Raw genomic sequence first — 22,331 nt, 5'->3', positions numbered from 1 at the left:
GTCCTGGCGACGCTCGAGTGTCTGGATCCCCGGCACAAGGCCGGGGATGACGCATGAAGGGGGGGGCAGAGCGTGAGACACCGGCCTTTGGGCGCGACCTATCAAACTGGTGACTGGCGAAGCGGGCCGGGCGGCGCTAACCCTCGGCCAAAATCCATAAGGGAAACGCTCTGATGACTTGCATCGCCTTCATCGGTCTCGGCAACATGGGCGGCGGCATGGCCGCCAATCAGGCCAAGGCCGGGCATGACGTCGCCGCCTTTGACCTGTCGCCCGCCGCGCTGGAACGGGCCGCCGAGGCCGGGTGCCGCACGGTCAGTTCGGTCGCCGAGGCCGTGAAGGACGCCGAGGCGGTCATCACCATGCTGCCCGCCGGACCACACGTGCTGGGCGTCTATTCGGAACAGATCATCGGCGTGGCCCCGGCCAGCGCCTTGTTGCTGGACTGCTCGACCATCGACGTGGAGACGGCGCGCAAGGTCGCGACGCTGGCCAAGGACGCCGGCTACGCCTTCGCCGACGCCCCCGTCTCGGGCGGCACCGCCGCCGCCGACGCCGGCACCCTGGCCTTCATGGTCGGCTGCGACGAGGCGGACTTCGCCCGTGTCGAACCGGCCCTGGCCCCCATGAGCCGCATCACCATCCGCGCCGGCGACCACGGCGCGGGCCAAGCGGCCAAGATCTGCAACAACATGCTGCTGGGCATCTCGATGATCGGCACCTGCGAGGCCATCGCCCTGGCCGAGAAGCTGGGCCTGGAGCCGGAACGCTTCTTCGAGATCGCCTCCAAGTCCTCGGGCCAGTGCTGGAGCGTCAGCAACTACTACCCCTGGGCCGGCCCGGTCCCGACCGCCCCCTCGAACCGCGACTACGAAGGGGGCTTCGCCACCGCCATGATGCTGAAGGACCTCAAGCTGGCCCAGGACGCCGCCGCCAAGGCGGGCGCCACTACGCCGCTGGGCGCCCAGGCCGAGGCCCTCTATTCCCTGTTCAACGGCCTCGGCTACGGCGGCAAGGACTTCTCCGCCATGGTGCAGATGCTGCGCGGGCGGCTGGATACGCTGGCGAACTAGGGCCTGCTTCTTTCCTCCCCACGAAGTGGGGAGGGGGACCACGAAGTGGTGGAGGGGGCGGCGCAGACGTCAGCCGTCGAGTCGCCCCCTCCGTCTCGTCGCCTTTCGGCGCCGATCCACCTCCCCATCGCTGCGCGACAGGGAGGAAAGTGGGTCTCAGCCCGCGTCGGGTCGGGAGGTCCCGCAGGGCCGACGACCGCGGGCCACTAAAATGAGAACCGTTATCATTTAAGGGCTTGAGACACTTTGTCCCGCTCTCGACATGGACAACGCTGGGCGGTGAGCGCAATTAGGCGCGGAAAGCTGTATAAGCGAAAGAACTGCCGCCTTGTTCGACTATAAGTCCGCCTTTCAAAGCTCTGTTGAGCAGGTTCGCAGCGAAGGCCGCTATCGCGTCTTTGCCGATCTGAAGCGCGTGCGCGGCCAGTTCCCGCAGGCGGTCCGCCGCCGCGAGGACGGGTCCGAACAGGACGTCGTGGTCTGGTGCTCCAACGACTATCTGGGCATGGGCCAGCATCCGGTGGTGCTGGACGCCATGAAGGCCGAGATCGACGCCGTGGGCGCCGGGGCTGGCGGCACGCGCAATATCTCGGGCACCACGCGCTCGGCGGTTGACCTGGAAGCCGAGCTGGCCAGCTGGCACCAGAAGGAAGCGGCGCTTCTGTTCACCTCGGGCTATGTGGCCAATGAGGCGACGCTGGCGACGCTGCAGAAGATTCTGCCGGGCCTGATCATCTTCTCCGACGCCCTGAACCACGCCTCGATGATCGAGGGCATCCGCCACGGCGGCGGTCCGCGCCACATCTTCCGTCACAACGACCTGGAACACCTTGAGGAGCTTCTGGCCGCCGCCCCGCTGGGCGCGCCCAAGCTGGTCGCCTTCGAGAGCGTCTATTCGATGGACGGCGACATCGCCGACGTCGCCGGCACCGTCGCCCTGGCCAAGAAATACGGCGCCATGACCTATCTGGACGAGGTCCATGCGGTCGGCCTCTACGGCGCCACCGGCGCGGGCGTGGCCGAGCGCGACGGCCTGCTGGACGGCATCGACATCGTCGAATGCACCCTAGGCAAGGCCATCGGCGTCATGGGCGGCTATATCGCCGCTGACGCGGTGATCGTGGACGCGGTGCGCAGCTGGGCCTCGGGCTTCATCTTCACCACCAGCCTGCCGCCGGCCTTGACCGCCGGGGCCTTGGCCTCGGTCCGTCACCTGAAGGCGCACCCGGAACTGCGCGTCGCCCATCAGGAGCGCGCCGAGACCCTGAAGCGCCGCCTCAGCGCCGCCGGCATCCCGGTCCTGCCCAGCGTCAGCCACATCGTGCCGGTGCACGTCGGCAATCCGGTGCACTGCAAGCTGATCTCGGATATGCTGTTGGAAGACTTCGGCATCTACGTCCAGCCGATCAACTACCCGACCGTGCCCAAGGGCACCGAGCGCCTGCGCTTCACCCCGTCGCCGGACCACGACGACGGCATGATCGACAAGCTGGTCGACGCCATGGACAAGCTCTGGTCGCACTGCAACGTGGCCCGGCAGCCGGTCGCCGCCTGATGGCCGAGACGGAGCTGGGCGAAGTTCTCGTCGAGTTCGTCCGCAACGGGACCTATGTGAAATGCTCGGCCGTGCACGCGGCCACGGGCGTCGAGGTCTCGGCCATGGGCCCGGCCGCCGAGCCGCGCGCGGTCGAACGCGTGGCGATCGCCAAGCTGAAGCGGGCGTTGTCGCAGCGCTGAATTCTCCCTGTCATCCCGGCCGAAGCGCAGCGCAGAGCCGGGACCGCCCGACACGCCGACGTTGGCGCTTCCAGCGGTCCCGGATAGCGGCTGCGCCGCTTCTGGGATGACGGGGGTGAGCGGCTTCCAGCCCCCTAGATGTTGTGGTGTTCGGCGGCGCGGCCTAGATAGGTGCCGTCGTTTCCGCCTTCAGCCTTCGGGATGCCCGCCAGTGACCGCCTTTACCCACGACGCATATTTCTCCAAGACCCTCGCCGACGCTGATCCGGCGATCTTCAAGGGCATCCAGGGCGAACTGGGCCGCCAGAAGGAGCAGATCGAGCTGATCGCTTCGGAAAACATCGTCTCGCAGGCGGTGCTGGACGCGCAGGGCTCGGTCCTGACCAACAAGTACGCCGAGGGCTATCCGGGGCGCCGCTACTATGGCGGCTGCGAGTTCGTCGACATCACCGAGGACCTGGCCCGCGAGCGCGCCAAGGAATTGTTCGGCGCCGCCTTCGCCAACGTCCAGCCCCACTCGGGCGCCCAGGCCAACCAGGCGGTCTTCTTCACCCTGCTTCAGCCGGGCGACACCTTCCTCGGCATGGACCTGGCCTGCGGCGGTCACCTGACGCACGGTTCGCCCGCCAACCAGTCGGGCAAGTGGTTCCGCCCCGTGACCTACAAGGTTCGCGAAGACACCCACCTGATCGACTACGACCACGTCGCCGAAATGGCCGAGAAGGAGAAGCCCAAGCTGATCCTGGCCGGCGCCTCGGCCTACAGCCGCCACATCGACTTCAAGCGCTTCCGCGAGATCGCGGATTCGGTCGGCGCCTATCTGATGGTCGACATGGCCCACTATGCCGGCCTGATCGCCGGCGGCGCCTATCCCGACCCGGTGCCGCACGCCCACGTCACCACGACGACGACGCACAAGACCCTGCGCGGCCCGCGCGGCGGCATGATCCTGACCAACGACGGCGACATCGCCAAGAAGATCAACTCGGCCGTCTTCCCCGGCCTGCAGGGCGGCCCGCTGGAGCACGTCATCGCCGCCAAGGCCGTGGCCTTCGGCGAAGCCCTGAAGCCCGAGTTCAAGGGCTACGCCCAACAGGTGGTCAAGAACGCCCAGGCCCTGGCCGGCGTCCTGGTCGAGCGCGGCCTGGCCATCGTCTCGGGCGGCACGGACAGCCACCTGATGCTGGTCGACCTGCGTCCCAAGGGCGTGACCGGCAAGGCCACCGAGCATGAGCTCGAGAAGGCGTTGATGACCTGCAACAAGAACGGCGTGCCGTTCGACACCGCGCCCTTCACCGTCACCTCAGGCGTCCGTCTGGGCACCCCGGCCGGCACCACGCGCGGCTTCGGCGAGGAAGAGTTCAAGCAGATCGGCCACTGGATCGCCGACGTCGTCTCGTCGATGAACGGCGGCGACGAAGCCGATCCGGCCGTCGTCGCGGGCGTGGCCGCCCAGGTGCGCGAACTGACCGCGCGCTTCCCGATCTATCGCTAAGGGAACGACTGGATGAAGTGCCCCTTCTGCGGAAACCCGGACACTCAGGTGAAGGACAGCCGCCCGTCTGATGACGGCGCGGCCATCCGGCGCCGCCGGTCCTGTCCGCAGTGCAACGGGCGCTTCACTACCTTCGAGCGGGTGCAGCTGCGCGAGCTGATGATTCTGAAGCGCAACGGCCGCCGCACCCCCTTCGACCGCGACAAGCTGGAACGCTCGCTGGGCATCGCCCTGCGCAAGCGCCCGGTGCAGCCCGAGCAGGTCGAGCAACTGGTCAGCCGCATCGTCCGCCAGCTGGAAAGCCTGGGCGAGACCGAAATCCCGTCCAGCATCGTCGGCGATTTCATCATGAAGGCGCTGAAGTCGGTCGATGAGGTCGCCTACGTCCGTTACGCCTCGGTCTATAAGGACTTCCGCCACACGGGCGACTTCGCCAAATTCCTCGGCGCCGAAGGGCTGGATGAGGGCAGCGACGACTCTGGCAAGGGCTGATGCGCCCGCGCGTCACCCTGAAGCTGGCGACGTCGCTCGACGGCCGCATCGCCACGGCCTCGGGCGAGAGCCAATGGATCACCGGGCCTGAGGCGCGCCAGCAGGGCCATCGCCTGCGCGCGACCCATGACGCCATCTTGGTCGGCGTCGAGACGGTGCTGGCGGATGATCCCGAACTGACCGTGCGTCTGCCGGACTACGCCGGGGCGCATCCCCTTCGCGTCGTGCTGGACAGCCGTTTGCGCACCCCCGCGACGGCCAAGGTCGCCAGCGGCAACACCCTGATCCTGACGACCGTCGCCCCCCACGCCATCGGTCAGGCCGAGGTCATCAGCGTCCGAGCCGAGAACGGCCGCCCCGCCATCGACGCCGTGCTGGATGCCCTGACCGCGCGCGGCGTCGGCTCGCTGCTGATCGAGGGCGGCGGCCGCGTCGCCGCCTCCTTCTTGCAAGCCGGCGTGGTGGACGCGATCGAATGGTTCCGCGCCCCGATCCTGCTGGGCGGGGGGGGGCGGCCCTGCGTCGCGGGTCTGGCGCTTGCAAACTTGGCCGATGCCCCCAAGTTCCGTCGTCTGGGCGTCGAGCCTGTCGGAGACGACCTGTGGGAACGCTACGCAAGACTGTGATGCGTCCAATCAGGCCCCTGTCCGATGGTCGATTTCAGACGATTCAGACTAATTAGACTCTGTTTTTTGGGTCCGAAGGGACCGGAGCTTTCATGTTCACCGGCATCGTCACCGACATCGGCCGCGTCCGCAGCGTCCGCCAAACCGACCGCGACCGTCGCTACGAGATCGAAACCGTGTGGGACACGGCGACCATCGATCTGGGCGCCTCCATCAGCCACGCGGGCTGCTGCCTGACGGTGACGGAGAAGGGCCATGATGAGCGGGGGGGCTGGTTCGCCGTCGAGGTCTCGGGCGAGACCCTGTCCAAGACCAAACTGGGCGACTGGACCGAGGACACGCGCGTCAATCTGGAACGCGCCGCGAAACTGGGCGACGAACTGGGCGGCCATATCGTCTCCGGCCACGTCGACGGCCTGGGCGAGGTCGTCTCGATCACGCCCGAGGGCGGATCGCACCGCATCGTGGTCGAGGCTCCGGCCCCGCTGCACCGATTTATCGCGCCGAAGGGCTCAATCACCGTCGATGGGGTTTCCCTGACGGTGAATGGGGTGCAAGAGCGCCGCTTCGACTTGAACATCATTCCGCATACGTGGAATGCGACCACGCTCGGCGGCCTGAAGGTCGGCGACAAGGTCAACCTGGAGATCGACATGCTGGCGCGCTACCTCGCGCGGTGGCAGGAGACGGCGTGATGCAATTGGCGGCGAACATGGACGACAGCCCGATCAGCCCGATCGAGGACATCATCGAGGACGCCCGCAACGGCCGCCCCTATATCCTGGTGGACGCCGAGGATCGCGAGAACGAGGGCGACATCATCATTCCGGCCCAGTTCGCCACGCCGGATCAGATCAACTTCATGATCAAGCACGCCCGCGGTCTGGTCTGCGTGGCCATGACGGCCGAGCGCGCCAAGCAGTTGCGCCTGCCGCCGATGGCCGCCGAGAACCGCGAGAGCATGGGCACTGCCTTCACCGTCTCGATCGAGGCCAAGGAAGGCGTCACGACCGGCATTTCCGCCGCCGACCGCGCTCATACCGTCCAGGTCGCCGCTGACCCGACCAAGGGCGCCGACGACATCGTTTCGCCCGGCCACATCTTCCCCCTGGTCGCCCGCGACGGCGGCGTTCTGGTCCGCACCGGCCACACCGAGGCCGCCGTCGACATCAGCCGCATGGCCGGTCTGACCCCCGCCGGGGTGATCTGCGAGATCATCAAGGACGACGGGACGATGGCGCGGATGCCCGACCTGATCGCCTTCGCCCAGCTGCATGGGCTGAAGATCGGCACCATCGCCGACCTGATCGCCTATCGCCGCCGCACCGAACGCTTTGTCGAGCGGGTGCTGGAAACGCCGTTCGAGAGCGTTCACGGCGGGCCGTTCAAGCTGATCCTGTACCGCAACACCATCGAGGGCGCCGAACACATCGCCCTGGTGCGCGGCGACATCGACCCGACCAAGCCGACGGTCGTGCGGATGCACCAGATCGACTTCGCCGCCGACCTGCTGGGCCATGTCGAGGCGCGTCAGGACTATATTCCGAAGGCGATGCAGGCGCTGACCGCCAATGACGGTCCGGGCGTCGTCGTCTTCCTGCGCGATCCGGGCCTGCACGGCCTGGCCGAGCGGCTGGGCGGGGCGGACAAGCCCGCCGCCGCGGATCGTTCGCTGAAAGCCTATGGCGTCGGGGCCCAGATTCTGCTCGACCTCGGCGTCAAAGACATGATCGTGATGAGTTCGACGCGGCCCAATCCGACGGCGCTTGAAGGCTACGGCCTGCGCATCGTGGGCTGGCGCGACATGGACGGAGAAGACCAATCCTGAACGACCCAACCCGCGTCCTCATCGTAGAGGCGCGCTATTACGACGATCTGGCTGACGCCCTTCTGGAAGGGGCCAAGGACGCCCTGCGCGCGCGAAACGTGCAGTTCGACGTCGTCACCGTTCCCGGCGCGCTGGAGGTTCCGACCGCCATCGCCATGGCCGAAGAGGCTGGCCGCTATCCGACCGCGCCGCGCTATGACGGCTATGTCGCCCTGGGCTGCGTGATCCGGGGCGAGACCTATCATTTCGAGATCGTCTCGGATCAGTCGGCCGCCGGCCTCATGCATCTGGGCCTCAAGGGCCTGGCCATCGGCAACGGCATCCTGACGACCGAGGATGAAGAACAGACCTGGGCCCGCGCCCGTCTGAGCGAAGGCGATAAGGGCGGCGGCGCCGCCCGCGCCTGTATGGATCTGATCGCGCTGCGCAAGCGCCTGCGCGGAGGACTGGCATCGTGACCGAGTCGACCAAACCCACCCCGGCGACCGTCGCCGAAGTCATGGCCCAGTTGGCCGAGGCCGACAAAGCCCGCGCCGAGCCGCAACTGACCTCGCGTCAGCGTCGCGCTCGCACGGTCGCCCGTCTGGCCGCCGTCCAGGCCCTGTATCAGATGGAGTTGGCGGGCGAAGGCGTGGACGTCATCGTCAAGGAATTCCGCGATCACCGCTTCGACGCCGACATCGACGGCGCGCCCCTGGCCGAGGCCGACGAGGCCTGGTTCTCGGACATCGTCCACGGCGTGGTCGAGGATCAGCGCGGCATCGACGAAGCGGTCAAGGCGCGCCTGGCCTCCAACTGGCGGCTGGAACGTCTGGACGCCACGCTGCGCGCCCTGCTGCGCTGCGGCGCCTGGGAACTGAAGTCCAAGCCCGACGTCCCGCGCGAAATCGTCATCGACGAGTATGTCGAACTGGCCAAGGCCTTCTTCGACGACGCCGAAGCCAAATTCGTGAACGCGGCGCTCGACGGCGTGGCGCGCGATGCCCGCGATTGATGTCGCTGGCGAGTTCGAGACCATCCAGCGGCTTCTGAAGCCGCTGGCGCACCCGGAATGGGCGAGGGGGCTGGCCGACGACGTGGCCGTGCTGCCCTCGCGTCCAGGGCATGATCTGGTTCTGACCAAGGACGCCATCATCGAGGGCGTCCACTTCCTGCCCGACGACCCACTGGACACGGTGGCGCAGAAGCTGCTGCGCGTGAACCTGTCCGATCTGGCCGCCAAGGGGGCCGAGCCCTTCGGCTATCTGCTGGCCTGCCACTGGTCCGAGCGCTGCGGCTGGCCCGAGCGCGAGGCCTTTGTCGCCGGCCTGCGGCGAGATCAGGCCATCTTCGACATTTCCCTGCTGGGCGGCGACACGGTCAAGACGCCGGGACCGGCCAGCTTCTCCGCCACCATGCTGGGCTGGGCGCCGGTGGGGTCCACCGTCAGCCGCGCCGGCGCGCGGCCCGGCGATCTGGTCTTCGTCACCGGCACCATCGGCGACGGCTGGCTGGGCCTTCAGGCGGCGCAGGGCAGCCTGTCGCTGGAGCCCGAGCGCATGGACGCGCTGGAGGCCGCCTATCGCACCCCCATGCCGCGCGTGGAGTTCGCCACGGTCGTGCGCGGCCTGGCCACCGCCAGCGCTGACGTGTCCGACGGCCTGCTGGCCGATGCCGGCCATATCGCCGAGGCCAGCGGCGTGGGCATCGAACTGGATCTGGAGGTTCTGCCCCTGTCGGCGGCGGCTCAGGCCTGGCTGGACAGCCGCGTGGACGCGCAAGGCGCTCTGGAGCTGCTGGCGACCGGCGGCGACGATTACGAGATCGTCCTGACCGTCCCGGCCGGGGCCGAGAACGCCCTGCGCCGCGAGGCCGACCGCCGCCATCTGCGCCTGACCCGCATCGGCCGGGTGGTGGAGGGCAAGGGCATGGTCGTGCGCCACCTCGGGCACAAAATCACCCCCACCCGAACCGGCTGGGTTCACGGCTAGGCCCGCAACGGAATCCTAACGGGGCACAGAGCAGGATAGCATCATGCAACGTCGCGCCCTGATCCAGGCTGGAGCCTTCCTGACCGCCTCTGTGGTCGCTGTCGCCAGCGGGGCGCGCGCCTCCGAGAAGGCTGAACCCGCTGTCGCCGCCTTCTTGAATCTGCCCGGGATGGGGCTGCCGATCATCACCGACGGCCGGGTGCGGAACTACGTCTTCGTGGTGCTGAAACTGCACCTTGGCCCCGGCCATACGGTCGAGGCGGTGCGGGCCAAGGAGGCCTATCTGCGCGACGCCCTGGTCCGGGCCGGCCACCGGACCCCCTTTGTCCTGGCCAACAACTGGACCGCACTGGATACGGCCGCGCTCAGCGCCAGCCTGATCCGCTCGGCCTCGACCCTCATCGGCCCGAGCGCGATTACGCGGGTGGAGATCGTCAGCCAGGCGCCGCGTCGTCGCACTGGGCTGCCCGCCGGCTGACCCTCCGCTTGAATTTGGCCTGACCCGGCTCGAAGAGCGGTGTTGCGTCACCTCCCCGCATTTGACACTGTTAAGCCGCAATTCCCGGGGGGCGTGAGGTTGCGTCCGTAGGCGCACGGGGGGACCGGAAGGCGGCCAGAGGCGAAAACGCCCGTCCGCGCCAAGGATCCGTGTGCTCGTTGCACAAGGGCTTGGAAACGCCATGATGAATTACGTTTGGCTGGCCATCGCGGCCGGCGCGCTGGGGGTGCTTTACGGCGCCGTCCAGACCGCCGTCCTGATGAAGGCCGGCACTGGTAACGACAAGATGCGTGAGATCGCCGCGGCGATCCAGGAGGGGGCGTCCGCCTATCTGAAGCGTCAGTACACAACTATCGGAATGGTCGGGGTCGTGATTCTTATCGCGGCCTTCTTGCTTATTGGACCCTGGGCCGCGCTCGGGTTCCTGATCGGGGCGGTGCTGTCGGGATCGGCCGGGTTCGCCGGGATGCTGATCTCTGTCCGCGCCAATGTGCGAACGGCGCAGGCGGCGTCTGAAAGTCTGGCCAAGGGGCTGGACCTGGCGTTCCGCTCGGGGGCCATCACGGGCATGTTCGTGGCGGGCGGCGCCTTGCTGGGCGTGTCTGGCTACTACGCCTTCATGACCCTGGGCATGGGCTTTGAGACCACCAGCCGCGCGGTCGTCGACGGCCTGGTGGCGCTGGGCTTCGGCGCCTCGCTGATCTCCATCTTCGCGCGACTGGGCGGCGGCATCTTCACCAAGGGCGCCGACGTGGGCGGCGACATGGTGGGCAAGGTCGAGGCCGGCATCCCCGAGGATGATCCCCGCAACGCAGCCACCATCGCCGACAACGTGGGCGACAACGTCGGCGACTGCGCCGGCATGGCTGCCGACCTGTTCGAGACCTATGCGGTCACGACCGTGGCGACCATGGTGCTGGCGGCCATCTTCTTCCGCAATCAGCCCTATGTGGAGGTGATGATGCTGCTGCCGCTGGCGATCTGCGGCATCTGCATCGTGACCTCGATCATCGGCTCCTTCTTTGTCCGACTGGGCAAGGGCGGCAACATCATGGGGGCTCTGTATCAGGGCCTGATCGTCACCGGCGTGCTGTCGGTCGTCGCGGTCTGGTGGGTCATCCATCAGCTGGTCCCCGCCGGCGGGGTCGAGGTGCAGGGTCAACTGATCCAGCCCATGAACCTGTTCTGGGCCGGGGTCGTCGGCCTGCTGGTCACGGCGGCCATCGTGGTCATCACCGAATACTACACCGGCACCGGCTTCCGCCCGGTGAAGTCGGTGGCCAACGCCTCGGTCTCGGGGCACGGCACCAATGTGATCCAGGGTCTGGCCGTGTCGCTGGAATCGACGGCCCTGCCGGCGCTGACCATCATCGTCGGCATTGTCGCGGCCTTCCAGTTGGCGGGCCTGTTCGGCATCGCCATCGCCACCACGACCATGCTGGGCGTGGCGGGGATGATCGTGGCGCTGGACGCCTTTGGACCCGTCACCGACAATGCGGGCGGCATCGCCGAAATGGCGGGCCTGGCGCCGGAAGTCCGCGTCTCGACCGACGCCCTGGACGCGGTGGGCAACACCACCAAGGCCGTGACCAAGGGCTACGCCATCGGTTCGGCGGGCCTGGGGGCGCTGGTGCTGTTCGCCGCCTATGTGGAGGACCTGAAGTTCTTCGCGGCCGAGGCGCAGCCGGGCAGCTTCTTCTACGGTCTGGGCGACGTCGCCTTTGACCTGTCCAACCCTTACGTCGTGGTCGGCCTGCTGTTCGGGGGACTGCTGCCCTTCCTGTTCGGGGGAATGGCGATGACGGCGGTGGGGCGCGCCGCCGAGGCCGTCGTGGCCGAGGTGCGTCGTCAGTTCCGCGAGAACCCGGGCATCATGACGTTCCAGACCAAGCCGGAGTACGGCAAGGCGGTGGACATCCTGACCAGCGCGGCCATCCGCGAGATGATCGTGCCCAGCCTGCTGCCGGTGCTGTCGCCGATCGTCCTGTTCGTCGTGGTGCTGTTCATACAGCCGGACAAGGCCAACGCCTTCGCCGCGCTGGGAGCCATGCTGATGGGCGTCATCGTGACCGGCCTGTTCGTGGCCATCTCGATGACCTCGGGCGGCGGCGCCTGGGACAACGCCAAGAAGCTGATTGAGGAAGGCTTCACAGACAAGAACGGCGTGGTCCACGGCAAGGGCTCTGAGGCGCACAAGGCCGCCGTCACCGGCGATACCGTGGGCGACCCCTACAAGGACACCTCTGGTCCGGCGGTGAACCCGATGATCAAGATCACCAACATCGTGGCGCTGCTGCTGCTGGCGGTGCTGGCGAGCGGGAAGATCGTCTAGGGGCTCAGGCCGTCTTGGAAACGAAGAACGCCCCGGAGAGCGATCTCCGGGGCGTTTTTTTTAGGGCCTATGCTCGCGACGCGGTCGCTCGCGGCTTTGAGGCCTTAGTCCGGGCGGCGCTGGCCGGGGACGTCTTCCTCGGTGCGCGGCAGCTGGCCGCGGCCGACGTTGCCCAGCAGTTGTTCGAGAATGGTCAGCTGACGGCCGCGGGTCGGCGTCTCGCGACGTTCCATGGCGATCTGGCGGCCATCCGCGAGGCTGAGCGTGCGGACGGCGGCAACCTTGTCGTCGGTCTTGTTGAAGGTGATCTCGGTCACCGAGCGCTGCGACACCTGCGGCTTGTTGTAGGTATAGCGCTCGGTCATCTGGGTTATATAATACCAGACGGTGTCGGGCTCGAAGGTCGAGGTCGTCGAGGGCGAACCCAGACGCGCCAGGACGGTTTCCTTGGTGTCGGTGCCGGCCATGACATCCTGGGGCTTGGCGTCGATCGCCTGGAAGCCCTGGGTGGCGACAGTGGGCGCACAGGCGCCGGCTGCGGCGGCCAGCGAAATCGCGGCGAAGATCGATGTAAATCGGGGCATCAGCGTGGGCCTCAGCAGAACAAGGTCTTTGACCTAACCGGCGCTGCGTCCTAGTGCAACGGCGCGGCGGAAAAGGGGCCGGTGATCATGCTTAGAAATCTCTTCCGACAACGACCCGATGAGCGCCAGGGCGACGCCCTGTATGCCTTGGCGGTCGAACAGGCTCGCCAGCCGGCTTTTTACACTACGCTGGGCGTGGCGGACCGGATCGACGCCCGCTTCGAGCTCTACACCCTGCACGTCCTGATTCTGTTCCTGCGGCTCAAGGGCGACGGCGAGCGCGGCGAGGTGGCCGCGCAGAAGCTGTTCGACACCTATATCTCGTCGCTGGACAACACCCTGCGCGAGTTAGGCGTGGGCGACGTCTCCGTCGGCAAGAAGATGCGCAAGCTGGGCGAGTCCCTGTATGGTCGTATGAGCGCCTATGAAGGGCCGCTGCGCGCCGAGGACATTGACGCCATGGCCGCCTCGCTGGCCAAGAACGTCTATGAAAGCGCCGACGCCGCGACGGGACACGCCTTGGCGCGTTACGCCGTGGCCTCGCGTCAGTCTCTGGCGACGCAAGCGTTTGAAACCGTGTCCAGCGCTCCGGCCTGGTCGGAGATTACCGTATGAACGACGTCCCCCCCTTGCCCTATAGCGAGCCGCTGCGGCTGCATCACATCGGCGCCGGCGTGCATCGCCGCCTGACGCCGGACGCCGACGCCCGCAAGCGCGTCGCCCGCGCCCTGGACCTTCAGGCGCTCGACATGTTCGAAGTGGACATCAACCTGCTCCCGACCGTGTCCGGCTGGCGTCTGGACGGGCGGGTCATGGCCGACGCGGTTCAGACCTGCGGTCTGACGCTGGAGCCACTGCCGGTCCATATCGACCGCAAGTTCTCGATCCAGATGGTCGAGGCGACCGAGCGCGAGCCCGACGAGGACGCCGAAATCGATCTGGAACTGGACGACGATTCGGCGGATCAGATCGAGGACGGGCGTCTTGATCTGGGCCAATACGCCGTCGAACAACTGGCGTTGAGCCTCGATCCCTTCCCGCGCAAGCCGGGTGCGAGCTTCGAGCAGCCGCCGGAACCGGGTGAAATCTCGCCTTTCGCGGTGCTGAAGGGCCTACGCCCGAGCGACGGTTCGGACCAAGGTTGACCTGACGGCGACCTAGTAGCATCCCAAGGGTGCGACATTTGCGTCCCGCATCCCTATATATGAAGCCGCGACAAGACGGCGACGGAGTCCATTTCCACTTGGCATCCCCAACACTGATCTCGCTCGACGCCATGGGGGGAGACCACGGTCCCTCGGTCGTGGTCGGCGGCGTGAAGGACTATCTCTTGCGGCATGACGGCGAGGGTGTGCGCTTCCTGCTGCATGGCGACGAGGCGGCGATTCGCGCCGAGATGGCGCGCTGCGGCCTGACGGACGTCGCCTGCGAGGTGCGCCATACCGACAAGGTCGTGGCCATGGACGAAAAGCCGGCCCAGGCGATGCGCCGGGGCAAGGGTTCCAGCCTGTGGAACGCCATCGAGGCGGTGAAGACGGGCGAGGCCAAGGCCGCCGTGTCCGCCGGCAACACCGGCGCCCTGATGGCCATTTCCAAACTGCTGCTGCGCATGGCGGCGCCGGGGCTGGAGCGTCCGGCCATCGTCGCCAGCTGGCCGACCATGCGCGGTTATACGGCGGTGCTGGATGTCGGCGCCAATATCGGCAGCGACGCCAAGCAACTGATCGAATTCGCCATCATGGGCGAGGCCTTTCAGTCGGCCGTGCATGGCGTGGCCAAGCCGACGGTCGGCCTGCTGAACGTCGGCTCCGAGGATATGAAGGGCCATGACGAGGTGCGCGAGGCCCACGCCATCCTACGCCAGGGCGGGATTCCGCTGGCCTATCACGGCTTCGTCGAGGGCGACGACATCGCCAAGGGCACGGTGGACGTGATCGTCACCGACGGCTTCACCGGCAATATCGCCCTAAAGACGGCCGAAGGCACGGCGCGCTTTATCTCCAGCCTGCTGAAAGAGGCGCTGACCTCGGGTCCGATCGCCAAGCTGGGCGCGCTGATCGCCATGCCGGCGCTGAAGCGCATGGCCGCCAGGATTGACCCCAACGCCATCAACGGCGGGCCTCTGCTGGGCCTGAACGGAATTGTCGTGAAAAGCCACGGCGGCGCCACGCCGCGGGGCTATGGAAACGCCATCCGCATCGCCGTCGATCTGGCGCGTAGCGATTACATGGCCAAGGTCGGGGCCAATCTGGGGCGGCTCGCCGCCCTGGACCAGCCCGCGCCCGCCGCCGAAACCATCGGGGAGACCCACCAGTGAGCGTCATTCGCAGCGCCGTGACCGGCGTCGGTTCTTTCCTGCCGGAGAAGGTCGTCACCAACGCCGACCTGGCCAAATTCGTCGATACCTCTGACGAGTGGATCGTCGAGCGCACCGGCATTCACCAACGGCACCAGGCCCGCGACGACGAACCGACCAGCGATCTGGCGGTCGAGGCCGCGCGACGCGCCCTGGCCGACGCGGGCAAGACGGCCGCCGACGTCGATCTGATCATCGTCGCCACCACCACGCCCGACCAGACCTTCCCCGCCACCGCCGCCATCGTGCAGCGCAAGCTGGGTGCGCCGGTCGGCATCGCCTTCGATGTTCAGGCCGTCTGCTCGGGCTTCGTCTATGCGATGAGCGTGGCCGACGGCTTCGTCGCGCGCGGCATGGCCAAATGCGCCCTGGTCATCGGCGCCGAGGAAATGACCAAGCTGATGGACTGGAGCGACCGGACCACCTGCGTCCTGTTCGGCGACGGCGCCGGCGCCTTTGTCATCGAACCGCGTGAGGGCCAGGGGACCAAGGCTGATCAGGGCTTGCTGGGCTTCGCCCTACGCTGCGACGGCACCAAGTCGGACATGCTCTATGTCGACGGCGGTCCCGCCACGACCGGCACGGTCGGCCATCTGAAGATGCTGGGCAATCAGGTCTTCCGCCACGCCGTGGTCAACATCGCCGAAGCCATCACCGGGGCGGCCGAGGCCGCGGGCGTCTCCATCGCCGAGATCGACTGGTTCGTGCCGCACCAGGCCAACCAGCGCATCATTCGGGGTGTCGGCGAACGCCTGGGTCTGGACGAGCACAAGGTCATCTCGACCGTGGCCATGCACGCCAACACCTCGGCGGCCTCCATCCCCTTGGCCATGGATGCGGCCATCAAGGACGGGCGGATCAAGCGCGGCGATCTGGTGCTGATCGAGGCCATGGGCGGCGGCCTGACGTGGGGCGCGTGCGCCTTCCGCTTCTAGATCTGTATTCAGGGCTTTGATTCGGGGCGACTTTGCCCTTTTATGCGTGCGGGCTTGGCAGGGGAGAGATGCAGTGACGGGACAACAGACCCTCACCCGGGCGGATTTGTGCGAGGCGGTGCATGAAGAGGTGGGCTTGTCCCGCCAGGAATGCTCGGGCCTTGTCGAGCGTACGCTCGAACTGGTCGTCGAATCGCTGGAGCACGGCGAGACGGTGAAGCTGTCCGGATTCGGCGTCTTCCAGGTGCGCGAGAAGCGCGCCCGGATGGGCCGCAACCCCAAGACGGGCGAACCGGCCGCGATCAACCCGCGCCGGGTCATCAGCTTCCGCGCCTCGCAGATCATGAAGAGCCGGGTGCACGACGCCGTCGTCGAGGACTGACGAGCGTGGCCAAGAGCCCCAACGCCTTTCGCACCATTTCCGAGGCCGCTGACGAAGTCGGCGCGCCGCAACACGTGCTGCGCTTCTGGGAGACGAAGTTCGACTTCATCGCCCCCGTCAAACGCGCGGGCGGGCGGCGATTCTATCGGCCCGAGGACGTCACCGTCCTGAAGGCCGTGCGGCGGCTGCTGCACGACGAGGGACTGACGATTCGCGGTGTTCAGCGCCTGCGCAAGGAGCAGGGTCTGGCCCGTCTGGCCGCCTATGGCGATCCGGCGACGACGCTGGAGATCGATTCGGAACTTGAGCGGGAAACGGCCCACGTCGCGACGGCGCGGCCGTTTGAATCCGCACGCCTGGGCGCTGTTCTGGCCGACCTGGAGTCGGCGAAGGCGCGTCTGGAGGCGGTTCTTCAGCGCTGAGGCGAACTTGTTGTTCGAAGAGCGTTTTAGCGTTTGCGGACTGCGAAATCGCCGTCTATACGGAGCGCCTTCGGAGCGTGGCGCAGCCTGGTAGCGCACTTGACTGGGGGTCAAGGGGTCGCAGGTTCGAATCCTGTCGCTCCGACCATTTCGACATTGGTCGGAATATTTGACGGGCGGTCTGCCATGCGGCGGACCGCCCGTTCAACTTTCAGGTCAATCCGAATCCGACTGTTTGTTCACGGCAGGCCTCAGCGGCCGCCCGCTGACTTCACGGGGCGTTAGAACGGTGAAAGCACGACGCTTATGGGAGCGTCGGTGACCAAGCCGTCCACGTCGGCGAGGATTTCGTCGGCCTTGCCATCGAGAAGCCGCCGCACTTCATAGCCGAGATCCTTTACCAGGGCGCCGAAGTCGCCAATCGCCATTCCCGATACAAACTGAAGGGCAGGATCATACAGTTCGGTCAGGATGATTGGTCGATGGCGGGCGAGGGTCTGTCTCGCGCCTTTGAGCGCCAGTCCCTCGGCGCCCTCAATGTCCATCTTAATGAGGGACAAGCGACCGTCGATGTTCAGGTCGTCGACGGCGATGGCGCGTGCGGATTGGATCGCCATGCCCTCTCCGAACATTTCCACGTCAGACATGACCCGGGTTCCACCGGGATTGTTCCCTCCCTCAAGCCATACAAGACGCGATTGGCCGGGCCGATCCGACACGATGGCGTCGTGAAGCTGGACGATGTCGTCAATCGCGTTATCGACGATGGATCGGGCGAGGAGGGCTCGGGTCTCGTTGCGGGGCTCAAAGGCATGCACGACGCCGGATGGACCGACGATTTGGGCCGCCAGAGTCGTGAACCAGCCAATGTTGGCGCCGACATCGAGGAAGGTGTCGCCTTCGCGGAGTTCCGCGCGGACGAATTCAGTTTCGCTGGGCTCATAGGAGCCTGTCAGGCAGACGCGCGATACGTACATATCAGCAAGGTCGAGCCACAGGCGTCGGCCCGCGATCTCTGTGCTGACCGGCGTGAAGCCCGCAAAACCACTATGTTTCCGCACCCGGCTCACATATTCCGGTGAGTGAAGGATGTTCGACAGAAAATCGTCGAGCGGCATCCCGTGGGCCAGTGCAGTCGTTGCCTGGGCCAGGCCGGCATGGCCGGGTTCTCGCCCGAGGATGGCCCGAAAAGCCGCCCTCACGATTTCGGTCGATTCAAACATCCCGATCCCCCTCCAGGGTCGAATTTCATCAACCCTGCCGATTCCGCAGAACGGTGGCATGGGAAGCGGGAGGGGCTCAAGCCCGAAGCCGGCCCGTCGGGCGTTTCAGGCCTTCGGTTTCGGGTCGCGCTCGGCCCAGCGCAGCAGCGGGATCAGGGGGACGCCCCAGCCGATCCCGGCGACCGTGAAGAAGATCAGGTCCAGCCACCAGATGTTCGGCAAGCGGTCGTTGATCGTCACCGCACCCCAGACCCAGAAGGTGAGGAACAGCAGGACGCCGACAGTGGCGACGAATCGGCGGGCGCGCGGCGGCATCAGCGCTTGCTCCGAAACAGGAAGAAGGCGACCAGGCAGATCACGGCGGCGATCAGGGACCAGACGACCCAGGTCCAGTCGCTCAGCGTGGCCACGGCGAAGACGCGGATGGCCAGGAAGGCGCCGCATCCCGCCCCGACGGCGGCGACGAGGATGGTTCCACCCAGGCCGCGTCGGCCGGTCAGCAGGTCGGCGATCCAGGCCAGGGCAAGCGCCCCCAGGACGGCGATGGCGATATCCGCGTATGGCGCCACGGGCGCTCCTTTAAAACTGTGCGACGCTTTGGCGTCGAAAGCGACTCGATCTTGCCGCGCTGGAGGGGCATACCGCCCCGGTCGCCCGGTGGGTTTGGCGACAGTGTATCGGGGCGAACGGCAGGCGTCGAATGAACCGTTTTGTAAATCAGGATAGCAGCCGCGCTGTGGCGTCATGGCTGTTCTTCAGCGCGGCCATGGTCTTCGCCATGGTGGTCATTGGCGGCGTGACGCGCCTGACGGGCTCGGGCCTGTCGATCACCGAGTGGAAGCCCATCATGGGCGCGATCCCGCCGCTGAACGCCGCCGATTGGGCCGACGCCTTCGAGAAGTACAAGGCGATCCCGCAGTACGCCCAGATCAACGCCGGCATGAGCCTGGGCGAGTTCCAGGGCATCTTCTGGTGGGAATGGCTGCATCGGTTGTTCGGGCGGCTGATCGGCGTGGTCTTCGCGGTTCCCTTCCTCGTCTTCCTGTTGATGCGGCGGATGCCCAGGCGGCTGATCCTGCGCTGCCTGATCCTGCTGGCGCTGGGCGGTCTGCAGGGGCTGATCGGTTGGTGGATGGTGTCCAGCGGCCTGTCGGAGCGGGTGGATGTCGCGCCGGAGCGGCTGGCGACCCACCTGGGTCTGGCCTTCCTGATCTTCGCCGGCCTGATCTGGACGGGGCTGGAGGCCTGGTCCGGGTCCGACTATTCGCGCTCGCCCAGGGGCTGGACCTGGGGCGCGGGTCTGCTGCTGGGCGCGATCTTCCTGCAATGCCTGCTGGGCGGCCTGGTGGCCGGGGCCAAGGCGGGCTTCGTCTATACCGACTGGCCGATGATGAACGGCGCGGTCTTCCCGCCGGTGGAATGGGGCAAGGGGGCGCTGGCCTTCCTGCACGATCAGGGACTGGTGCAGTTCAATCACCGCATCGGCGCCTATCTGCTGCTGGCGGCGGGCACGGCCTATGCGATCCACGCCTGGCGCTGGCGGCTGGCCGAGGGGCTGGGCCTGTCGGCCTTCGTCCTGGCGGGAGCTCTGTGGCTTCAGGCGGGGCTGGGCGTCGTCACCCTGATGCACGCCGTGCCGATCACGCTCGGCGCGCTGCACCAGGCGGTCGCGGCCCTGGTGCTGGCGGCGGCGACCGTCAACCTGTGGCTGGTCCGCCGCTCGCGCCCGCGCCTATTCATGAGCGGACCGCGTTCCACGGGCTTCTGATCGCGAAGGTCGGGCATTACTTGCAACGTCGCGAGACCCCTCATCCGACCTCGCTCCGCTCGGCCACCTTCTCCCGCAACGGGAGAAGGGCATTTTGGGTGCGCTATCGCCCTTTGGGCTGCTTGAGCGCGGACGCCCGCCTCGCGAGATCGCGGGCGGCGGAGGGCTGGGCGGGGCGCCGGGCCTTCGCCCGGAGTGGATGTAGTTTTACCGTTTCGACGAAAGCAAAGCGCCCCGCGCGAAGAGTTGGACATGAGCTCGGGGCAGGCACCGTTGTTTACGGCTACCCCCGGCGCCCATGACGGGCAGGCCGCGCGACGACGCGGTCCTGGAACGGTCCGAGTAACCCCCTCGACCCTGACCGGAGCCTCTATGGCGGACGGGTCGAACGCCCCGTCGCTAGGCCCCAGCGGCGTCATGAATGGAGTGTGGTCTATCGCCCTTCGGGCTACTTGAGACCACGATAGGAAGAAGCGCGTTCGCGCCGCCTCGTCTCTCACTCCTGAACCGCCCGCCTGATCCATCGCCGCCTTCCGCTGGGTGCTCCCTTGCCCGGTGCGCGCGACGAGAGGCTGACGGTCCGACAAGACCCCCGTTCTCTCCGCTCCCGCCGCCGCTTCGGTTCGCCGGCCGAGCGAGCCCTCCCTTGCGACGGGACAGGTGGAGCATGGCGCGGTTGGCGGGTGGGGCGAGGTGATGGGGGCTGGCGTTGACGCGATCGCTTGCGGGGTCAGGGATTGGGCGGGGGGATTGTGATGGCTGCACCTTAATACCGCTCACCCCGGCGGACGCTGGGGTCCAGTCCTGGGGCGACAAGCGGGGCGCGTGGGGCTCGCACTGGATCCCGGCGTCCGCCGGGATGAACGGGAGGATGGTGCGGAAACCCCTCATCCGTCCGCCTTCGGCCGCCACCTTCTCCCGCAAGGGGAGAAGGAGACTTAAGAGCGCTAACGCCCTTCGGGCTGCTTGAGCGTCTTCTCCCGCAAGGGGAGAAGGAAGAGGTTACCCCACCTTCACCCGCGTCGCGGCTTCCGGCAGATCCTCGCCGAAGGCGCGCTGGTAGAACTCGGCGATGGTGGGGCGTTCCAGTTCGTCGCACTTGTTCAGGAAGGTCAGGCGGAAGCTGAGCGCCAGGTCGCCGCCGAAGATCATGGCGTTCTGGGCCCAGGTGATGACCGTGCGGGGCGACATGACGGTGGAGATGTCGCCGTTCATGAAGGCGTTGCGGGTCATGTCGGCGACGCGGACCATGGCGGCGATGCGGCGCTTGCCGTCGGCGTCGTTCCATTCGGGGATCTTGGCGGCGACGATCTCGGCTTCGACGTCGTGGTCGAGGTAGTTCAGGGTGGTGACGATGTTCCAGCGGTCCATCTGACCCTGGTTGATCTGCTGGGTGCCGTGATACAGGCCCGAGGTGTCGCCCAGACCGATGGTGTTGGTGGTCGAGAACAGGCGGAACCAGCGGTTCGGGCGGATGACGCGGTTCTGATCCAGCAGGGTCAGGCGACCCTGGGCCTCCAGCACGCGCTGGATCACGAACATCACGTCGGGACGGCCGGCGTCGTATTCGTCGAACACCAGGGCGACCGGGCGTTGCAGGGCCCAGGGCAGGATGCCCTCGCGAAACTCGGTGATCTGCTTGCCTTCTTTCAGGACGATGGCGTCCTTGCCGATCAGGTCGATGCGGCTGATGTGGCTGTCCAGGTTCACGCGCACCAGCGGCCAGTTCAGGCGGGCGGCGACCTGTTCGATGTGGGTCGACTTGCCGGTGCCGTGATAGCCCTGAACCATGACGCGGCGGTCGAAGGCGAAGCCGGCGCAGATGGCCAGCGTGGTCTGCGGATCGAAGCGGTAGCTGTCGTCGATCTCGGGCACATGGCTGTCGCGCGTGTCGAAGGCCGGCACGAGCATGTCGGAATCGACGCCGAACGCCTCCCTCACCGTCACCTTGCGGTGCGGTTCCAGCGTGACCAGGGGATCGGGCGAAGCGTCGAGGGGAGAGGTCATGGCTCCCATCTAGTGCCCCCGCGCGCGCGGCTCAACACGCGCGCGAGGAAACTGGACGGTTATTCCGCCGACAGCGCCACGTCGACGTTGCCGCGCGTGGCGTTGGAGTAGGGGCAGAACTGATGCGCCTGCTGGATCAGGTCGTCGATAACGGCGCGGTCGAGGCCGTGGTCGGTGATCCTGAGCGCGACATCAAGGTTCAAGCCTTCGCCGCGGGTGTTCTTGCCGATGCCGATCCCGGCGGTGACTTTCGTGTCCGGGGCGACGGGGGTTTTCGCCTTGCCCGAGACCAGGCGCAGGGCGCCGAGAAAGCAGGCGGCGTAACCGGTGGCGAAAAGCTGTTCGGGGTTGGTTCCGACGCCGCCCTTGCCGCCCATTTCGGTGGGGACGGACAGGTGAACGTCGATCTTGCCATCGTCGGTGGCCGAGCGACCCTCGTCGCGACCGCCTCCCGAGGCCGTGGCGTGTGCACGATACAAGACTTCCATCAGGCGACTCCTTTGGCGTTTCGAGGAATCGGATATGGGCGTCAGCAGCTCAGAAACAACGGTTCTGTGATTCGTGTAATCCACAAGGGGGTGTTAATAGTTTGTTCATCGCTT

26 protein-coding genes and 1 tRNA gene are annotated in these 22,331 nt (G+C 66.9%); 21 read left to right on the top strand and 6 right to left on the bottom strand.

Features of this window, described 5'->3' with window-relative positions; translation table 11 throughout:
* The first annotated feature begins 173 nt into the window (after positions 1–173).
* From mmsB to AC1DJ5_RS09085, 13 genes are all read left to right on the top strand, one after another.
* Positions 174–1,073 carry a 3-hydroxyisobutyrate dehydrogenase gene (mmsB, locus tag AC1DJ5_RS09145; protein ID WP_477020385.1) on the top strand — a complete coding sequence of 300 codons (900 nt, stop codon included), beginning with the start codon at positions 174–176 and terminating at the stop codon, positions 1,071–1,073.
* A 328-nt stretch (positions 1,074–1,401) separates the two neighbouring features.
* On the top strand, positions 1,402–2,628 hold the full coding sequence (gene hemA, locus AC1DJ5_RS09140) for a 5-aminolevulinate synthase (protein ID WP_477020384.1): 1,227 nt from the start codon (positions 1,402–1,404) through the stop codon (positions 2,626–2,628).
* A complete protein-coding gene (locus tag AC1DJ5_RS09135) occupies positions 2,628–2,810 on the top strand; it encodes a DUF6898 family protein (RefSeq protein WP_441456325.1) in 183 nt (60 codons plus the stop codon). The genes hemA and AC1DJ5_RS09135 overlap by 1 nt, the downstream gene beginning before the upstream one ends.
* A gap of 211 nt (positions 2,811–3,021) precedes the next feature.
* The gene (gene glyA, locus AC1DJ5_RS09130; protein WP_477020383.1) at positions 3,022–4,305 is read left to right on the top strand and encodes a serine hydroxymethyltransferase; all 1,284 of its coding nucleotides are present in this window, start codon (positions 3,022–3,024) and stop codon (positions 4,303–4,305) included.
* 12 nt (positions 4,306–4,317) lie between these two features.
* The gene (gene nrdR, locus AC1DJ5_RS09125) at positions 4,318–4,797 is read left to right on the top strand and encodes a transcriptional regulator NrdR (RefSeq protein WP_441456323.1); all 480 of its coding nucleotides are present in this window, start codon (positions 4,318–4,320) and stop codon (positions 4,795–4,797) included.
* Positions 4,797–5,423, top strand: a complete 627-nt coding sequence (locus AC1DJ5_RS09120; RefSeq protein WP_477020382.1) for a RibD family protein — start codon at positions 4,797–4,799, stop codon at positions 5,421–5,423. The genes nrdR and AC1DJ5_RS09120 overlap by 1 nt, the downstream gene beginning before the upstream one ends.
* A gap of 92 nt (positions 5,424–5,515) precedes the next feature.
* Positions 5,516–6,118 carry a riboflavin synthase gene (locus AC1DJ5_RS09115; RefSeq protein WP_477020381.1) on the top strand — a complete coding sequence of 201 codons (603 nt, stop codon included), beginning with the start codon at positions 5,516–5,518 and terminating at the stop codon, positions 6,116–6,118.
* Positions 6,118–7,251, top strand: a complete 1,134-nt coding sequence (gene ribB / locus AC1DJ5_RS09110; RefSeq protein ID WP_441456320.1) for a 3,4-dihydroxy-2-butanone-4-phosphate synthase — start codon at positions 6,118–6,120, stop codon at positions 7,249–7,251. Before AC1DJ5_RS09115 ends, ribB begins: the two co-directional genes overlap by 1 nt.
* Positions 7,248–7,709: a 6,7-dimethyl-8-ribityllumazine synthase gene (gene ribH, locus AC1DJ5_RS09105; protein WP_477020442.1), complete on the top strand. Its 462-nt coding sequence runs from the start codon at positions 7,248–7,250 to the stop codon at positions 7,707–7,709. The genes ribB and ribH overlap by 4 nt, the downstream gene beginning before the upstream one ends.
* 41 nt (positions 7,710–7,750) lie before the next feature.
* On the top strand, positions 7,751–8,245 hold the full coding sequence (gene nusB, locus AC1DJ5_RS09100; RefSeq protein WP_477020441.1) for a transcription antitermination factor NusB: 495 nt from the start codon (positions 7,751–7,753) through the stop codon (positions 8,243–8,245).
* A complete protein-coding gene (gene thiL / locus AC1DJ5_RS09095; protein ID WP_477020380.1) occupies positions 8,232–9,221 on the top strand; it encodes a thiamine-phosphate kinase in 990 nt (329 codons plus the stop codon). The genes nusB and thiL overlap by 14 nt, the downstream gene beginning before the upstream one ends.
* A gap of 43 nt (positions 9,222–9,264) precedes the next feature.
* A complete protein-coding gene (locus AC1DJ5_RS09090) occupies positions 9,265–9,699 on the top strand; it encodes a hypothetical protein (RefSeq protein ID WP_477020379.1) in 435 nt (144 codons plus the stop codon).
* A 202-nt stretch (positions 9,700–9,901) separates the two neighbouring features.
* Positions 9,902–12,052: a sodium-translocating pyrophosphatase gene (locus AC1DJ5_RS09085; RefSeq protein ID WP_477020378.1), complete on the top strand. Its 2,151-nt coding sequence runs from the start codon at positions 9,902–9,904 to the stop codon at positions 12,050–12,052.
* Positions 12,053–12,156: 104 nt separating this feature from the next.
* Here AC1DJ5_RS09085 and bamE read toward each other — a convergent pair whose 3' ends face one another.
* On the bottom strand, positions 12,157–12,636 hold the full coding sequence (bamE, locus tag AC1DJ5_RS09080; protein ID WP_477020377.1) for an outer membrane protein assembly factor BamE domain-containing protein: 480 nt from the start codon (positions 12,634–12,636) through the stop codon (positions 12,157–12,159).
* Between the two features lie 87 nt (positions 12,637–12,723).
* On the opposite strand from bamE, the gene AC1DJ5_RS09075 reads away from it, so the two are divergent.
* The 7 genes from AC1DJ5_RS09075 to AC1DJ5_RS09045 all read left to right on the top strand — a co-directional run bounded on the left by AC1DJ5_RS09075 (position 12,724) and on the right by AC1DJ5_RS09045 (position 16,879).
* Positions 12,724–13,251, top strand: coding sequence for a ubiquinol-cytochrome C chaperone family protein (locus AC1DJ5_RS09075; RefSeq protein ID WP_477020376.1), 528 nt, complete (start codon positions 12,724–12,726; stop codon positions 13,249–13,251).
* Positions 13,248–13,781, top strand: coding sequence for a YceD family protein (locus tag AC1DJ5_RS09070; RefSeq protein WP_477020375.1), 534 nt, complete (start codon positions 13,248–13,250; stop codon positions 13,779–13,781). The genes AC1DJ5_RS09075 and AC1DJ5_RS09070 overlap by 4 nt, the downstream gene beginning before the upstream one ends.
* A gap of 98 nt (positions 13,782–13,879) precedes the next feature.
* Positions 13,880–14,953, top strand: a complete 1,074-nt coding sequence (gene plsX, locus AC1DJ5_RS09065) for a phosphate acyltransferase PlsX (RefSeq protein WP_477020374.1) — start codon at positions 13,880–13,882, stop codon at positions 14,951–14,953.
* Positions 14,950–15,927 carry a beta-ketoacyl-ACP synthase III gene (locus AC1DJ5_RS09060; protein ID WP_477020373.1) on the top strand — a complete coding sequence of 326 codons (978 nt, stop codon included), beginning with the start codon at positions 14,950–14,952 and terminating at the stop codon, positions 15,925–15,927. Before plsX ends, AC1DJ5_RS09060 begins: the two co-directional genes overlap by 4 nt.
* Before the next feature lie 73 nt (positions 15,928–16,000).
* Entirely contained in the window at positions 16,001–16,309 is a 309-nt protein-coding gene (locus AC1DJ5_RS09055) for an integration host factor subunit alpha (protein WP_441456311.1), read from the top strand.
* A gap of 5 nt (positions 16,310–16,314) precedes the next feature.
* Positions 16,315–16,731: a MerR family transcriptional regulator gene (locus tag AC1DJ5_RS09050; protein ID WP_477020372.1), complete on the top strand. Its 417-nt coding sequence runs from the start codon at positions 16,315–16,317 to the stop codon at positions 16,729–16,731.
* Positions 16,732–16,802: 71 nt separating this feature from the next.
* Positions 16,803–16,879: transfer RNA gene (locus AC1DJ5_RS09045), tRNA-Pro, on the top strand.
* A 133-nt stretch (positions 16,880–17,012) separates the two neighbouring features.
* On the opposite strand, the gene AC1DJ5_RS09040 is transcribed toward AC1DJ5_RS09045, so the two are convergent.
* From AC1DJ5_RS09040 to AC1DJ5_RS09030, 3 genes are all read right to left on the bottom strand, one after another.
* The gene (locus AC1DJ5_RS09040) at positions 17,013–17,954 is read right to left on the bottom strand and encodes an FkbM family methyltransferase (RefSeq protein ID WP_441456309.1); all 942 of its coding nucleotides are present in this window, start codon (positions 17,952–17,954) and stop codon (positions 17,013–17,015) included.
* A 105-nt stretch (positions 17,955–18,059) separates the two neighbouring features.
* Positions 18,060–18,269 (bottom strand): DUF2842 domain-containing protein, encoded by a 210-nt coding sequence (locus AC1DJ5_RS09035; protein ID WP_477020371.1) that lies wholly within the window; start codon positions 18,267–18,269, stop codon positions 18,060–18,062.
* Complete coding sequence (locus tag AC1DJ5_RS09030) at positions 18,269–18,523, bottom strand: transglycosylase (RefSeq protein ID WP_477020370.1); 255 nt, start codon at positions 18,521–18,523, stop codon at positions 18,269–18,271. The genes AC1DJ5_RS09035 and AC1DJ5_RS09030 overlap by 1 nt, the downstream gene beginning before the upstream one ends.
* 131 nt (positions 18,524–18,654) lie before the next feature.
* Between AC1DJ5_RS09030 and AC1DJ5_RS09025 the strand changes: the two genes are divergently transcribed.
* Complete coding sequence (locus AC1DJ5_RS09025; RefSeq protein ID WP_441456306.1) at positions 18,655–19,722, top strand: COX15/CtaA family protein; 1,068 nt, start codon at positions 18,655–18,657, stop codon at positions 19,720–19,722.
* Positions 19,723–20,724: 1,002 nt separating this feature from the next.
* Here AC1DJ5_RS09025 and cobS read toward each other — a convergent pair.
* Positions 20,725–21,729, bottom strand: a complete 1,005-nt coding sequence (cobS, locus tag AC1DJ5_RS09020) for a cobaltochelatase subunit CobS (RefSeq protein ID WP_477020369.1) — start codon at positions 21,727–21,729, stop codon at positions 20,725–20,727.
* Positions 21,730–21,788: 59 nt separating this feature from the next.
* On the bottom strand, positions 21,789–22,217 hold the full coding sequence (locus tag AC1DJ5_RS09015; RefSeq protein ID WP_441456239.1) for an organic hydroperoxide resistance protein: 429 nt from the start codon (positions 22,215–22,217) through the stop codon (positions 21,789–21,791).
* Positions 22,218–22,331: the final 114 nt, after the last annotated feature.

The organism is Brevundimonas sp. 01N35 (assembly GCF_056399785.1).
The sequence above is the reverse complement of the archived record's forward strand: the minus strand, read 5'-3'. Positions and strand labels throughout refer to the sequence as shown.